At 42.9% G+C, this 14,667-nt stretch carries 16 protein-coding genes and 2 riboswitches; of the genes, 9 read left to right on the top strand and 7 right to left on the bottom strand.

From position 1 onward, the window contains the following. Positions 1-4 precede the first annotated feature (4 nt). Positions 5-1,300 (bottom strand): M48 family metallopeptidase, encoded by a 1,296-nt coding sequence (locus AC4EHK_RS07815; protein ID WP_490978235.1) that lies wholly within the window; start codon positions 1,298-1,300, stop codon positions 5-7. 232 nt (positions 1,301-1,532) lie between these two features. Beyond that, positions 1,533-1,632, top strand: a riboswitch (purine riboswitch). A gap of 89 nt (positions 1,633-1,721) precedes the next feature. On the opposite strand from AC4EHK_RS07815, the gene AC4EHK_RS07810 reads away from it, so the two are divergent. Next, a complete protein-coding gene (locus AC4EHK_RS07810; protein ID WP_490978234.1) occupies positions 1,722-2,921 on the top strand; it encodes an MFS transporter in 1,200 nt (399 codons plus the stop codon). Positions 2,922-2,972: 51 nt separating this feature from the next. Here AC4EHK_RS07810 and AC4EHK_RS07805 read toward each other — a convergent pair whose 3' ends face one another. After that, positions 2,973-3,683 carry a vWA domain-containing protein gene (locus AC4EHK_RS07805; RefSeq protein WP_490978233.1) on the bottom strand — a complete coding sequence of 237 codons (711 nt, stop codon included), beginning with the start codon at positions 3,681-3,683 and terminating at the stop codon, positions 2,973-2,975. 261 nt (positions 3,684-3,944) lie between these two features. Continuing rightward, positions 3,945-4,050, top strand: a riboswitch (TPP riboswitch). Between the two features lie 90 nt (positions 4,051-4,140). On the opposite strand from AC4EHK_RS07805, the gene AC4EHK_RS07800 reads away from it, so the two are divergent. The 5 genes from AC4EHK_RS07800 to AC4EHK_RS07780 all read left to right on the top strand — a co-directional run bounded on the left by AC4EHK_RS07800 (position 4,141) and on the right by AC4EHK_RS07780 (position 8,135). Continuing rightward, positions 4,141-4,731 (top strand): YkoF family thiamine/hydroxymethylpyrimidine-binding protein, encoded by a 591-nt coding sequence (locus AC4EHK_RS07800; protein WP_490978232.1) that lies wholly within the window; start codon positions 4,141-4,143, stop codon positions 4,729-4,731. 34 nt (positions 4,732-4,765) lie between these two features. Then, on the top strand, positions 4,766-5,314 hold the full coding sequence (locus AC4EHK_RS07795; RefSeq protein WP_490978231.1) for an ECF transporter S component: 549 nt from the start codon (positions 4,766-4,768) through the stop codon (positions 5,312-5,314). Beyond that, positions 5,307-6,737, top strand: coding sequence for an ABC transporter ATP-binding protein (locus AC4EHK_RS07790; RefSeq protein ID WP_490978230.1), 1,431 nt, complete (start codon positions 5,307-5,309; stop codon positions 6,735-6,737). The genes AC4EHK_RS07795 and AC4EHK_RS07790 overlap by 8 nt, the downstream gene beginning before the upstream one ends. A 1-nt stretch (position 6,738) precedes the next feature. After that, positions 6,739-7,473, top strand: a complete 735-nt coding sequence (locus AC4EHK_RS07785) for an energy-coupling factor transporter transmembrane component T family protein (protein WP_490978229.1) — start codon at positions 6,739-6,741, stop codon at positions 7,471-7,473. A 197-nt stretch (positions 7,474-7,670) separates the two neighbouring features. Further along, entirely contained in the window at positions 7,671-8,135 is a 465-nt protein-coding gene (locus tag AC4EHK_RS07780; RefSeq protein ID WP_490978228.1) for a hypothetical protein, read from the top strand. A gap of 163 nt (positions 8,136-8,298) precedes the next feature. On the opposite strand, the gene AC4EHK_RS07775 is transcribed toward AC4EHK_RS07780, so the two are convergent. From AC4EHK_RS07775 to AC4EHK_RS07760, 4 genes are all read right to left on the bottom strand, one after another. Further along, the gene (locus tag AC4EHK_RS07775; RefSeq protein ID WP_490978227.1) at positions 8,299-8,661 is read right to left on the bottom strand and encodes a hypothetical protein; all 363 of its coding nucleotides are present in this window, start codon (positions 8,659-8,661) and stop codon (positions 8,299-8,301) included. A 520-nt stretch (positions 8,662-9,181) separates the two neighbouring features. Next, positions 9,182-9,601, bottom strand: a complete 420-nt coding sequence (locus AC4EHK_RS07770) for a sporulation protein (RefSeq protein ID WP_490978226.1) — start codon at positions 9,599-9,601, stop codon at positions 9,182-9,184. A gap of 64 nt (positions 9,602-9,665) precedes the next feature. After that, on the bottom strand, positions 9,666-10,874 hold the full coding sequence (locus AC4EHK_RS07765) for an AI-2E family transporter (RefSeq protein WP_490978225.1): 1,209 nt from the start codon (positions 10,872-10,874) through the stop codon (positions 9,666-9,668). Positions 10,875-10,932: 58 nt separating this feature from the next. Next, complete coding sequence (locus AC4EHK_RS07760) at positions 10,933-11,880, bottom strand: LCP family protein (RefSeq protein WP_490978224.1); 948 nt, start codon at positions 11,878-11,880, stop codon at positions 10,933-10,935. A 286-nt stretch (positions 11,881-12,166) separates the two neighbouring features. Here AC4EHK_RS07760 and msrA point away from each other — a divergent pair, with 286 nt between their 5' ends. Together msrA and AC4EHK_RS07750 are read left to right on the top strand one after the other, a co-directional pair. Next, positions 12,167-12,697, top strand: a complete 531-nt coding sequence (gene msrA, locus AC4EHK_RS07755; RefSeq protein WP_490978223.1) for a peptide-methionine (S)-S-oxide reductase MsrA — start codon at positions 12,167-12,169, stop codon at positions 12,695-12,697. 84 nt (positions 12,698-12,781) lie between these two features. Then, positions 12,782-13,093, top strand: a complete 312-nt coding sequence (locus AC4EHK_RS07750; RefSeq protein ID WP_490978222.1) for a DUF2651 family protein — start codon at positions 12,782-12,784, stop codon at positions 13,091-13,093. 2 nt (positions 13,094-13,095) lie between these two features. Here the strand turns inward: AC4EHK_RS07750 and AC4EHK_RS07745 are convergent, their stop codons facing one another. Further along, positions 13,096-14,268: an MFS transporter gene (locus AC4EHK_RS07745; protein ID WP_490978221.1), complete on the bottom strand. Its 1,173-nt coding sequence runs from the start codon at positions 14,266-14,268 to the stop codon at positions 13,096-13,098. Positions 14,269-14,389: 121 nt separating this feature from the next. On the opposite strand from AC4EHK_RS07745, the gene AC4EHK_RS07740 reads away from it, so the two are divergent. Beyond that, positions 14,390-14,623 carry a hypothetical protein gene (locus AC4EHK_RS07740; protein ID WP_490978220.1) on the top strand — a complete coding sequence of 78 codons (234 nt, stop codon included), beginning with the start codon at positions 14,390-14,392 and terminating at the stop codon, positions 14,621-14,623. Positions 14,624-14,667 lie beyond the last annotated feature (44 nt).

The raw sequence follows: 14,667 nt of genomic DNA, 5'->3' as shown, positions 1-14,667 counted from the left end.
ACTATTACAGTCCCTCTTCCAACATCTCCAAAAACTCTGCTTCGCTTTCTGCTCCTGCATGGTCCATTGCATTCAAGCCATCGGGTCCCTGCAATTCCGGATCGGCTCCATTTTCGACCAATACCAAAGCCATTTCAGACTCCGCGAACATTACAGCCGATCCCAAAACAGTTGAATAATCATCGGTTGTATTGGGATCGGCTCCCGCATCAATCAAAACTTGAATAACGTCGGCGTTATCAGAATAAACCGCATACATCAAAGCATCTGCACCTTCAGAATCCTTTTCATTCACATCTTCTCCGTTTGCAAGGGCTTCTTCAACTCCTGCCAAATCGCCCATGGAAGCAGCGGACATCAATGCCGTTTCTCCTTCGATACCATAGCCGTAATCCTCTTCGAAAACCGGTTCATTCATATCCGGCAGAAACTGAGAAAAAGCAAATGCGCCTCCTGCAAAAAGAGCGATGGTTGAAAAGTAAACAGCTCCTACTACGCCTACCATCAAGGTAGCCCCAAGAACAATTTTCCCATGATCCGGCTCGTAGAATTTCGCTTCACTGTTATCGAACTGCTGAATGGCCTGAACGCGTTTTGGCAAGCGCGGATGCGTCGATAACACTTCGCTCAGCCAGACAACCGCATTGGATTCGGTGGCAATCTGTTCGCAATATGCATCCTCATTGACTTCCAAATAGGTTTTCTTGCCGATTCCAAGAAGCGTTAAAGCCCGTTTCGCAGCTGCCGCATTTTGAATCGTAAACGCAGCGTGGCGGTCGCATGTATACTCACATGACCGGCTATACGCTTGACTTAGAAATGGAATAAACCCAGCTGGCAGAATCAAGAGGTTTTTCCACACATGGCGCCGTTTTACATGGGCCAGTTCGTGGGCAATCACAAAGTCCAGCTCGTCTTGTCCTTGTTCACGTGCCAGCTCAAACACTTCGGAATAGAGCACGACCATGTCGCGTCCAAAAAATCGAGTGGCGAAGGCATTAAGCGCCCCTTCAGACTGGATCACAAAAACATCCGGTACTTTTTTAAGTTCCATTTGCTTAGCCAAAACTTGCACACGTTCATAGACGTCTGGAAATTGCCGTTCATGGATCCGCACGCCGTTTCCACGGATCGAACCCAGCATGATAATATGAGCAAATAACGTAAACACGACAACCGTTAGGGCAATCGCAGCGCCGATGACGGAGACAATGACCGCGGCGTAAATAAAAATGCTGAAAAATAGGCTAATGAAAAAATAAACGGTTTCTCTGTTTGATTGAATCGACGTCTTGTCCACAATATACTTCCTCTCAATTTGGAATATCTTACATATAATAGCACATAGTACCTATTATAAAAACAAGTATTTCAAATTATTTGATATTTTTTATTTCTGAACTTATACTCAGTTTTAAATGAAAAAAATAATCAAGTATTGGACTTTTTAAAAATCAAAACTGTTGATTGTGCTGAATTCATTTGATTATCGACTTGCAGATTTTCTTTATTTGTAGTAGGATTTCTAAAGTAATTATCCCGCTATAAGCATCTGTATAACCTTAAGAATATGGCTTAAGGGTCTCTACCAGGAACCGCAAAATCCTGATTACAGAAAACGATCCGTTCGTTTTTTGTAATCAGGATTTTTTTGTGTTTTCTGACGGGGATCTTTGGGCCATTTTTTATTATCTCCATTTTGAAAGGAAGCGTAGAATCTCATGAACTTGAAAGTTTACATTTTAGCCTTATCCACCGTCGCAGTCGGACTTGTGGAACTGATTGTTGGCGGCATACTGCCAACAATTGCTGAAGAGTTTGGCGTTTCGCTGAGCTCAGCCGGCCAACTGATTACCTTATTTGCTTTAATTTATGCCATTGCAGGCCCCCTTTTGCTGGTCGCAACCAGTAGGTTTGAACGGAAAAAAGTCTATTTAATTTCGCTTGCGGTCTTTTTCATTGGGAATATTATGACGTTCTTCAGTCCGGACTTTACCTGGATGATGATAGCGCGCGTCATTACCGCAGCGAGCACCGCACTTATTGTCGTTTTGTCTCTGACCATTGCGGCCAAAATGGTTGAACCGCCTTACCGTGCGAAAGCGATCGGCCTTATTTTCATGGGGATCAGTTCCTCACTCGTTCTCGGGGTGCCGCTCGGCATTCTCATTTCCGATGCCTTCGGATGGCGCGTCATTTTCCTTGGAATTGCTGCTTTGTCCCTCGTTTCCATGGCGCTGATAGCACGCTTTATCCAGCCGATAGCTGGAGGTACAGCGGTACCGTTAAAACAGCAGCTGAAAGCGGTAGCTAGTGCAAAAATCGGTACAGCCCACCTCGCCACCATGTTCATGCTTGCCGGCCATTACACGGTCTATGCTTATTTCACCCCGTTTTTGGAAAGCAACCTGCAGCTAAGTTCATTCTGGATCAGTGTTTGTTACTTGGTATTTGGGATTGCGGCAGTTAGTGGAGGTGCCATCGGCGGAATCATGTCCGATTCAATCGGCTCGAAAAAAAGCATCATCATTGTCATTTCAACGTTTGCTGTTGCTTTGTTTCTGCTTCCGCTCACGACATTCTCTCTCGTTGCCTTCCTGCCGGTAATGGTCATTTGGGCAGCACTGAGCTGGAGCCTCGCTCCTCCTCAACAAAGCTACTTGATTGAAACTGACCCAGACACATCGGACATCCAGCAAAGCTTTAACAATTCCGCTCTACAGGTTGGCATCGCACTTGGTTCGGCCATCGGCGGCATCACCTTGACACAAACCGGCTCGGTATCTAGTACGGCATGGGTAGGTGCTGCGATTGTACTGATTGCTCTTGGCTGTGCTGTATTTTCTTTGACTCGTCCGACAAAAAAGCCCGTTACTGGACAGACAAACAGTCAGACATTCAATACCGGCTATGAACAATAATTACATTACTAAATAAAGCTCTGATAGAATCGATTGATTCTATCAGAGCTTTTATCTGTTTTTAAATAGAAAATCCAATGGCGATTTTCGTTTTTTTTGGAAGATCCCTTTTTCTTTCGCCTCTTTCAGCCATTGGGGAAACTCATTCAGCATTTGATTGTACAGTTTTTCATCGGTCACTGCGTTAATATCGGGAACATGGAAAAAGTTAGCGTTGTCGACGACGCGCCCGCTCATCTTATCAAGCTTTTTGAGCACATCAAAGTTGGAATCGCCTATACCGATAAACTGCCAGAAAATCGGCTTATCAGAGGATTCTACGATGAATTTCTTGATGCCTGACTTGCATCCGCCATCATTGATAAAAACCAAAAAGACTGGGTCTTCACTCGGTTCTTCTTTAATATACTTCTGAATAACGTCTTCCATCACTTTCGGTTCATCGTTCCGACCGAATTTGTGGACACTGTCGTTGGACAAAATATTCTTTTCCACATAGCCCATAAAAGTGGCTTCGGTAGCCGCCGGCAAACGGGAAAACTCATGGTCATAAACCCAAACATCAAGTGCACCGTCATCATCAAACTGGCTCGCTACCGCAAGCACACGTTCAACCACTTCTTGCACCACACCATCACGATAAAGCTTCCGCATCGACCCTGTAATATCTAGCACAATGCCAACCTTTGCCACAACCCCTGTTAACTTCTTTTTTTCCAATACAATACTTGCCGTTTCTTTCTTAAGGGAAATCGTACTCATTGAATAGCCTCCTCTTATCATCTTGTTTTTAGTATAGCGAAGATCCCCAAACTTAAAAAGGAAATATTGGAAATATTTAAATTTGTAAACACTAGTTCTTCCCTCCTTATGCAGAAGCCATACCCAGAGCGTCCGGAGTGATTTCAAACATCCTTTCAAACTGCCACCTTTACTTTTTTCCAATCTCTTCTTTACATCTTCAACCTCTTCCTCTACACTAAACCCATCGGGAACAACCCGAACACAAAAACCGCATACCGTTTTCTGCACTAGGGGTGCCCATTATGGCTGAGATGCAAGCGCAAGCTTCGATCCCTCATAACTCGATCAGGATAATACCTGCGTGAGGAAGTGCGGCGCATTTCTGAAATAATTCCTTTTGTAATTATTTGTAGATTATGGCTGCATCTTCACGGATGCGGTCTTTTTTGTGCAAATTTTTAGGAGGAATATTGTTATGGAACCATTGCAATGCGGAACTAGCCCAATTGTCGGATTTCGTTTTTCGCTGCATCCGATGACCGGCGATTTTATTCAAGTAATTAAAGGAGCGTTAAACGAGACCGACACTTCAAATGTCTGGATGCATACCGATGATGTGTCGACAGTCATCCGCGGAAAGCAGAACCACGTCTTCAATGTTGCCAAGGCACTGGCGCTGCATACTGCGAAAACTGGAGCACATGTGGCGCTGTCTGGTACGTTCTCAATCGGCTGTCCAGGCGATTCATCAGGCGACGTCTATCTCGAAAAAGACGATGTGCTGTTAAACACTGATAGTACTCAGCAATACGTGTCTTCCCAGTTTGCTTTATACCCAATGAACAACCCGGATTACATGACCGTTATTTATCGGGAAGTTGAGCGTGCCAAGCAAAAGGGTGTTTTCAATGACTCCATGCATTATGCCAGTGGCATTCACGGAGACATTCATGATGTGTTCGCCTTTTACGAAGAATCTTTTACACATGCCTGCTCCGAAGAACATCGCCATTTGGTCATGACCGTATCGATGAGCATCAACAGCCCCTCTCATGGAGGTGCTTGATTTGTTGAAATCGTAGAAATTAAAAGAAGTCGTGTTGATGTCGCTATTTGCAGTGGTTTTTGGCATCGTGTACTTGCTGTTTTTGCACGTTGCAAATATTTGGGCAGCATTGATTGGTCCGCTCGCCTATGAATGGATTTTTGGCATTTGGTTTATTGTATCGATCATCTGCATGTACATCATTCGTAAGCCCGGAGCTGCCTTCCTGTCCGAAACCATGGCGGCGACAATTGAAGTATTGATTGGCAATGCGGTCGGTCCCCGTTTGATCTTGTCAGGAGTTATCCAAGGGCTTGGTGCTGAAGCAGTATTCACATTAACCGGCTACAAGCATTTCAATATTCTCATACTGATGCTTGCCGGCATTGGCTCAGCTGTTTTCAGCTTTATTTACGGCTATTTTGTCTCAGGCTACGCAGCGCTCGATCCATCGTTTGTTGCATTAATGTTCACGATTCGTGTTTTAAGCGGTGCAATTATCGCAGGCATTGGCGGAAAGTATATTGGTGATGCACTGCTTGCGACTGGTTCGCTTCGCGGGTACGCCATTGCACGTGCGAAAAAAGGTGATGTGAATGCCTGAAAAAGTTTTCACTTTGGAAAAGCTGTCTTTTCGCTTTCCTGAAAACGAGAGAAAGACTTTGAGTGCCCTCTCATTTTCAGTTTCCCCTGGTGAACGGCTCGTTCTAACCGGTCCAAGCGGCTGCGGCAAAAGTACATTGCTTTATTTGCTGAATCGATTGTATCCGGACAATTGCGATGGCTTAGTCGATGGCAAAATGGAGTTGTTCGGAAAATCGGCTGCCAGTTACACTGCTGGTGAAATCAATCATCGCGTTGCCACTGTTTTTCAGGATCCTGACTCACAATTTTGTATGCCAACGGTTGAGGACGAACTTGCCTTTACCCTTGAAAACTTGCAGACGTCATTTGCCCAAATGGAGCCGCGCATCACAGCAGTTTTGGAAACTACGGGACTGGCACATATGCGGAATGCCGTTATTCAATCCTTGTCCGGTGGAATGAAACAGCGTGTAGCGACTGCATGTGCACTGATCATGGAACCGGAAGTCTTATTGCTGGATGAGCCTTTGTCTCATCTGGATCCGTATACCGCAAAGCAATTTGTCCAGTGGCTGGCGAAATTGCAGCAAGCATCCAACCTGACCATTATCGCAGTCGAACACCGTTTGGACAGTTGGGGTTCTTTTTTTGAGCGTGAAATTCAATTAAGCTGTGATGGCCGCATAGTGAGCGATCAAAAGTTCAGCTCCAGCCAGCCAGTGTCATTTCCAATACGTCATTCTGTTAAACAACCAGCGATTGCTTTGCGCGCCGACGGGCTGTCAGTCACCATGAAAGACAGGCAATTGCTCGAACCGCTCACGTTTTCTGTCAGCAGAGGTGAATTGGTTGTGGTTGCTGGCCCAAACGGCAGCGGCAAATCAACGCTTATAAAAGCCTTGTGCGGAATCTACAAAAAATCGGCAGGAACGGTCGAATCAGATGGAATTGGTTATGTGCCACAATCCCCAGAATACTTGTTCATGACGCCAAGCATTCAGCAAGAAGTCGCTTTTTCAGGGGCCACTAGTCAGACTGACTTAGACCTCTTAATGTTGCGCCTCGGCCTTGAAGAAATTAAAGACGCGAATCCATTCGCTGTCAGCCACGGGCAAAAACGGCGTGTGGCAATTGCCGCTATGCTTGCCGACAAACGGCCAATGCTGCTGATGGACGAACCGACTTCCGGCCAGGATACGGCTGCTTTGCTTGAGCTTTTTGAGTTAATTGATCAAGGTTCGAAAGAGGGGACAAGTTTTTTGATCATCACGCATGATATGGAATTTGCAGCAAGTTTAGCTGACTCGGTGCTGCTGGTTAAAGACGGCCAAATGACTGGGAAATTTCCGGCAAATGAAGTTTGGTGCAACGACGGGCTGTTGCTGATGCACCATTTGTTGCCTCCGAAAGGAGTGGGACCTGCTGCGAGATCTTTTGCATAACATGAATCCATCCATCAAATTTATTGTAGTCACTTTATCCATGCTGGTTATCGCGTTTTTCTTCAATCCATGGACTCCATTTTTGTTTTGGATATGCCTCATTTTGCTCCAACTAACGATGAGCCGTACAAAATGGAAGCTTTGGCTATTGTTCATGCTGCCATTTACCATAGGAGCAATCGGTTACCTATGGACAACGCTCGTCTTTGGTGAGTCAAACGATGGGATCGTCATTTGGTCATTTGCCGGAATTGATATAACCGAAGAGCGATGGTCACAGGCTTTGTCGTTAGCATTTCGCGTTATGGCATTTTCTACCTTGTCTCTCCTCTTTGCCTTCACCACTGATCCCGTTAAGTTTATTTTAAGCCTGATGCAACAGCTCAAACTGTCACCTAAGCTTGCATACGGGGTTATGGTCGGCTATCAGTTCCTGCCCATTATGAAAGAGGAATTTTTTCAAATCCAGCAGGCTCAGAGACTTCGCGGAGCTAAAATTGAAAAATACAGCTGGCAGCGATTAATAGCCATGCGCCATATCTTATTACCGATGCTTGCGGGAGCTGTACGCAAAGCCGAGCGGTCTGCATTTGCTATGGAAGCGCGCGGCTTTACAGGCGAACCAAGAATCGCTTTCTACCACCAGGTTCAAATCGGTCGCATTGATTTTCTCATGACCGGTGTTTTTCTACTCATTCTCTCCTCCAGTTGCCTTATAGGAACTTGGTTGAATTAAGGGTTTGGCGGTAAACTTAAGGGAAAAATCCTAATTTGAGGGTTTTTCTCTTTTTTTGTTTATTACTTGTATTGAACTTTGAAAATATTCCTTATGTAGTAATTTACATAGTAAGTAAAATACAAGATTTGTTTAGAATCTTTTAATCGCTTATAATGAAAGCAGTTACATGATCCTATTGGATGGGAGGAATTACTGTGAATGAATTTCAGCTGCTTGACGAACAAGACAATCGTATTTACTTTGTCTTCGCACCAAATCACCCTCAGTCACTCTCCTTGTTCGAACAGCATCTGGAAACTATTTTATCCAGAGTCTCATCTATCGATTCTAATGGAGAACCGTATTTATGGATTTTAAAAAGAATTGCCATAATTGGTGAAGATAAAATCAGCTATTTTCCTGACAATGAATTATTGATCGAACCTGACGTGTTTATGGAGACATCCATTCATTTGGATTACATAATATTATTATTTATTAAACACTCTCCTGCTTCTCCATTTGAAATCCAGCCAATTCCAACGATTGAAGGCCATACCAATTTCGAAGATGCACAGAAAGAAGCATTGGAAAAAATAACTTCCTTAAAATCGTTGTCTCCTCATATCGAAATAAAGGCATTGGGTGCCAAAATGATTTACAACATTCCTTTAAAGTAAAGCTTTTGAAAAAGCAAAAACCTTTCACGTAAGTTATGGCATACAAATAAACCAATGTTGAAACTTGCGCCTTTGAGGGCTTGCTTCGACATTGGTTTTTGAATTGAACTGAATGAATCCTAAACTATGTATGCTTACACGGCTCCAACATGTCCGTATGACCTTACTCAATATCTTGTTTTTTGCTTTTATTGATCAAATAAACAAAAATAGCCACAAGAAATACAATCATAGCTGTTCCCCAATTCACACGTCCTGCTTCTGCATCCAGGCCGGCTTTGACGACTTCATTTTTTGCTCCCACAGTGGACACTCCAGCTACTTTTGCATCAATGTCCCTAAGTTGAAATATCGGATAAATAGAATCTTGCAGCAACAAATCTGGTATTTTAATCGTTGACCAGATGACAACAGGCACTTGACCGGTCGAAAGGTCAGGACCCTCCACTTTTAGATTGTTCGGATGGAATTCAACTCCAATTGATAAAAATAAAGTACATACCAGTATCATCATCGTTTTATTCATCTGCTTCCGCTCCCATTTGGATGATGTACGACGTATTCTTCTCTAAATAAACCAACTATTTCGGGTTTTCTTTCTGTTTGAAGATACTGAGCAGCGCATCTTCAAACAGCAGCCCCGATCGTCTTTATTTGCATATGGGATTTTCTAATGTCTCTAGTATTTTCTTGAGACATTCCAAATGCAAAACGAAATGACACTAACACTCGATAACAGCAACCTGTCCTCCAACAAATTCAGGGTCACGGCCTGTCTCTGCTGATGGCTGGCTATTTTAGGGAAATCCAGCAATCAAACAAAAGTCCACCTTGTTCTTTGTGATTGCTAATTGCTGTTATCATTTACTTTAACATAAATGAGAATGATTATCAATATCATCTTTCGATATATACGTAAACTCAGTACATGTGTACAAAGCTTTCCCGCAACGTTAAAGTAAAAAAGAAAGTTACAAGTGGGGTCGAAAAGCATCCACTCGACAGCCGTCGTCCTGTTAAAACACATAAAAAAAAGAGCTGAAATTTCAGCTCTCTAAAGTTCCGTATGTGATATCATCTTCATCATTTGCATTGACTCCGTTTTTCACATGAACAATTGTCCGCAAAATTAACTTTGCGTTTGTACTTTCCAAAATCCAACGTTCATCTGGTACAATTTCAAATTGCTGCATGACTGTATCCTTTGACTTGACTGAACCTGCAAATTCCATCGATTGTTTCGCGACAACAGTTTCATAAAAATCAAAATCGCTGTCGTCTCTTGTATCTTCTACAAGCTTAACTACATTTAACTCGATAAAATCAATGGTCTGTTCGCCATCGCCGCCATCAAGATAAATGGTACCATTTAACGTTTCGCCTTCTTCTAAATGCGGCCTTTCCACAACGGTGTTCACTTTTAACGAGCCTATGCCGATAGATGATAAAAAATTTTTGAACTTCATAACGCAGAACCCTCCAACTTTTGTTAGTACTTATATACCACAATAATACTTTTTTAAAACAATACTACAATTCGGTGTAGTCATATTGATTTTCCAAATTGATCTCATGTTTATTGTAGCGGCGTTTAAAGAGTTTATAAAAATGAGAAACCAGAACACGCAGCAAGGCATACATAGGTATCCCTAATATAACCCCCACGATTCCAAACAAGGAACCTGCTGTCAACAGCACAAATATAATTGTTACTGGATGAATAAACAATGTTTTCCCCATAACTTGCGGAGAAATCAAGTTGCCTTCTACCAACTGCACAACCGTCCAGACGATTGCAAGTTTAACGAGCATAAAAGGTGAAGTGACCAACGCAATAATCGCTGCTGGCGCAATAGCAATGGCAGGGCCGATATAAGGAACCACGCTTGTCACCATCGCCAAAACACCCAAAAGAAGCGCGTAGTCCATGCCGATAATAAGGAAACCGATGTAAACCATAACTCCAATACAAAACGCAACAATCAATTGGCCTTGTATGTAGGCACCCAATTGCCGGTCTGCTTCCGTAAACACTTCGCGTGTATCTTCACGGAATCTGGGAGGCAGCAGCTTCAAGAAATACTCTGGCAGCTTATCTCCATCTTTTAATAGATAAAACAAAATAAAGGGCACGATGACCACTGACAAAATAACACCAGTAATCGTCGAAATCAAACCTGTAACCCCCGTAATGATTGTAGTCACTGTATTTTGCAATGTGTCAGCAATGTCGCCTGGCAATGTTGACAGCAAGGTATCCACGGTAAAGTTGGACTCGCTATAATAGTCACCAATAAAAGATGTTCTTAAAAATGCATCCACATCTGTCAGCAACTGCATAAAATACTCAGGAAACTCTTCAATCAATGTTTGAAATTGGGACCGCAAAAAAGGAAATACTAGCACGATCAACAACGTTATTAGACCGACCACACCAAGAAAGATAATAATGATCCCCCAAATGCGTGGTATTTTAAAATTCTCCAGCATACGCAATATTGGCCGAAGCAAGTAAAAGAGAATCAATGCCAGGACAATTGGCAAAACAACCGTTTTCATAAAAACACTTAGCGGATGAAAAAGAAATGAAACTTCTCTAAAAATGAAAACCACCAATCCAAGCAGGACTAAAGAAATCAACGTAAATAATGTATTTCTTCCGCCTAAAAATCGAATATAGCTGGTTGCAAAAAATGATGGTTTATCATCAGGTTGAACAAGCTTGTCCTCTGGCTGCATAAACTTCCCCTTTTCTGAATAGACTTTATACCTTTATATTATCATAATCTCTGATGATTTAGTCTAGGGGTTGAGACAAATATTCACTTAAAGCTTGTCTGTTGAGTTCAAGGTTAATATCAAGAACTGAGCCAGCATGAGAATAATTCCCATAGCTATAACTGTTTTCCACAGGCAAAGTCAAACGCTGTACTTCTCCACCTCCACCGGTGGCCAATTGTGTAGCTAATTTCACTTGATCAGTCAATGGCATATCGGTTTGGACATACCCTTGCAGAGCACCTGCTAATTTCGGGTATTTGGGAATCGCCGTTACGCTAATCAATTCGTCTTTCATGGCTGCGATGACTTGCTGCTGACGGCGGACCCGTCCAAAATCGCCTTCACTATCCGCTCGGAAACGGGCATAGCCGAGAAGCTCTTTGCCGTTCAGGTTTTGTACGCCCGGAGTTAAAGAAACTCCGATTTTTTCAGACATGGCTTTTTCAACATCAATTTCGACGCCGTTTGGTGCGGCTACATCCACTAAGCTTTCAAAACTCGAAAAATCAATTACTGCATAGTGATGAATTTCTACGCCAAACATATTTCGAAGAGTTTCAGCTAGCAGGTCCGCTCCTCCCAAATAATAGGCTGTATTTAGTTTATACGACTGATACCCCGGAATATCGGCATAAATGTCTCGCATAAAAGACGTTAGCTTGATTTCGCCATTCACTTTGTCATGTGTTGCAAGCATCATTGTGTCTGTACGAGACTGCTCTTCTCCGCGTGAATCCACGCCAAGAACCAGAATGTTTTCATAATTTCCGTTTGCTGTATCTCCATTAAATATAATAGGTTCTTGCACTGAATTGTCTGCTAAACTAATACCACTCCGGAATTGTATGAATGCATAAGCGCCAATAGCGATCAAAACGATGAGGAGCAGGAAGATGATGCCGCGCAGCCGAAATCTTTTTTTTCTGCGTCTTACTCTTTTGATGGGTTGTAGTTCTTCTTCCATAGTAAATGCACTCCTTTCTAAACTTTTACGTCAATAAGACGCATTTCCATATATTAAGTTTCAAAAATTCATTAGATCGGTAATGTTCGTCTAAATAAACAGGCTATATGTCCCGGTTTCGATGGCCATTCAACTACACTCGCAGTATTGCTAAGTTTATTCAGAACTTTTTGATTGTCTAGCATACCTTGGAGTGGTAAGATTTTTCTTATCTACTGCAAGATATCGTCAAAAACCAACTTTTGACAGATCAAGTAAGTAAACTTATCCGAGAGGAGAAATTAACATGACAGAAAAAGCAACATTTGCAGGCGGCTGCTTTTGGTGCATGGTCAAACCGTTCGATCAGTTTGATGGCATTGAACAAGTCGTTTCTGGCTATAGTGGTGGACATGTAGAAAACCCTACATACGAACAAGTAAAATCCGGGACAACGGGCCATTTGGAAGTCGTTGAAATTACCTTCCAGCCAGAGATTTTTTCATACGAAAAATTGCTGGATATTTTTTGGCAGCAGATTGACCCCACTGATGATGAAGGTCAGTTTCAGGACCGTGGTCCTTCTTACCGAGCATCTATATTTGTGCACAACGACAACCAGCGCACGATTGCCGAAAAATCTAAGCAAGAACTCGACAACAGTGGACGATTCAACAAACCCGTTGTTACCGAAATACGGGATGCTGCTCCTTTTTACCGCGCCGAAGAATATCACCAAGATTTTTATAAGAAAAATGCAGAGCATTATCAAAAAGATCGGGCAGAATCCGGTCGTGATATCTTTCTTTCCGAAGCTTGGGATAAAGTTGACGCTTAAGGCGTCGACTTTTTTTACTCTTTTATCATTTAGGCATGATTCAGTCCATACTTCATTTTATATTCGATTTAGGGAGGAACTCGATTGAAGCTTATAGAATCCATAGATCCTATCGTGATGCAATTGGGTATTGTTCCAGCTATTGTCATTGGAATCGGCGTGCTGATCGCCATTCTTACAAAACGAGTCTATGCCGGACCAATAACGACGATGTTTTTGACCTTGAACTATAATTATTGGTATTTCACTTCATTCTTTCCCAATTCTGAGCTTTCTTTCACGATGGTATCTTCCTGGTGCATTATTTTCCCGCTAATTTCTCTGTATCTGTCTTGGTTATTCGTTTTGCAGCCTCATGCTATCAAAGAGTTTTTTTTACCAGAACCCAAAGAATAATATCAGTTTTTTTCATTTAGCAATACCGCAAAAATTGCCATCAGGACAATAAAAACCAAAAACATGGTCAGCGTAATGCTATGATTGCCTGTTTGGTCGTAGACAATTCCCATGGTTAATGGCATAAATGCTGAGATGATGTACCCGCCTGATTGCGTCATCGCCGTCCAACTATTGGCTTCGTCTGCAGAAGTAGTTTCATCGAGCGGCATCAGCAAAGCAATTGGGAACAAGCCGCCAAGTGCAACCCCAATAAACGCAGCTGCTGTCCAGATTGTACCGACAGCGCCGAACATCAGCAGCAAAATGCCTACTGCTCCAAAAGACAATACTGCCAAGATCCATACTAACCGATTCGGAAACTTATTGAAAAATAGCGGAATCGTAATATTCCCTGCAATTTGCACAGCCGACATTAAGGTCAATACCCCTCCAGCAGCCAAAACAGACATCCCTTTTTCGATGGCAATCGGCGCAAGCCAAGTCAGCATGGAAAAAAACAAAGCCGATTGGCATCCAAAAAACAGCAGCATATACCAAGCCCGTTTGTTCTTCCAAGGCGATACCGCGACAATTTGTTCAAGTCCGTCTCTCACCGCCCCAACTTCAGCTGGTTGTTCCACTCGCAGCCAAATCACCACTGCGACAATAGACAGCAAACCCCAACTTGCGATCGCCAGCGGCCAATCGGCTATGGTATAAATGACGCCCGTCAACCCTGCAGATAAAGTGGCTCCTAACCCCATTCCAAACGAAAAAACTCCAATCAATGCGGCAGTCCGCAACGGAAAATCTCGCTTGATCATTGCTGACAATAGCGGGCTGATGATGGCAATCGCTAAACCAATGAAAAAGGCACTGGCGAGCAACACCGGATACGTCGGCATAAACCCTCTGACCAAAGTAAACAATCCTATAGCCATCAGCAATAGGGCAATGGACTGCTTCAAACCAAATTTACGGCCAAACAAAATAGCCAGAGGCGCAAAAATTCCCATACAAAATACAGGTATTGCCGTCAGCAAGCTAACTTCGCTATTGCTCAAATTTAAATCGCCCCGAATCGGCTCAAGCATCGGCCCAATGGACGAAATCGCCGGCCGCAAATTTAAGGCGACAAATAATATAGCTAAAACCATTAAACCCATAGCAGATATTTTTTGTTGTTCAGACACGATTTTCCCTCCCACTCATTAAGGTGAATCCGTAAAGCAATATTTCAGCTGGACATATGGTACAAACTTGTGTTCTCCCCTGCCAATCATTTAAACTAAAAGGGTGAAAGGCGGGTTGTCGATGAAGCTCGTAAATTGGAGTTACGCGAAACGCTATAATATAAAAGCGATTTTTGATGAGTTTCCACACGTAGTGGTCCTGTTTCGCCAAATCGGCGGTTATTATTTTATCTATTCAATGAAAGGCCTGACACCGGAACATGTTCCCGGACGGCGTGATTATGTACAGATGGAGTATTTGCTGAACAAGGAACTCGGAATGCTTGATGCCTATATAAAACGCAAAACCAGATAAACCAACAGGATATTTTTAGTTTATCCGAGACCACGGGCGATTGC

Source organism: Planococcus sp. TJ-307, from assembly GCF_058268435.1.
The sequence above is the reverse complement of the archived record's forward strand: the minus strand, read 5'-3'. Positions and strand labels throughout refer to the sequence as shown.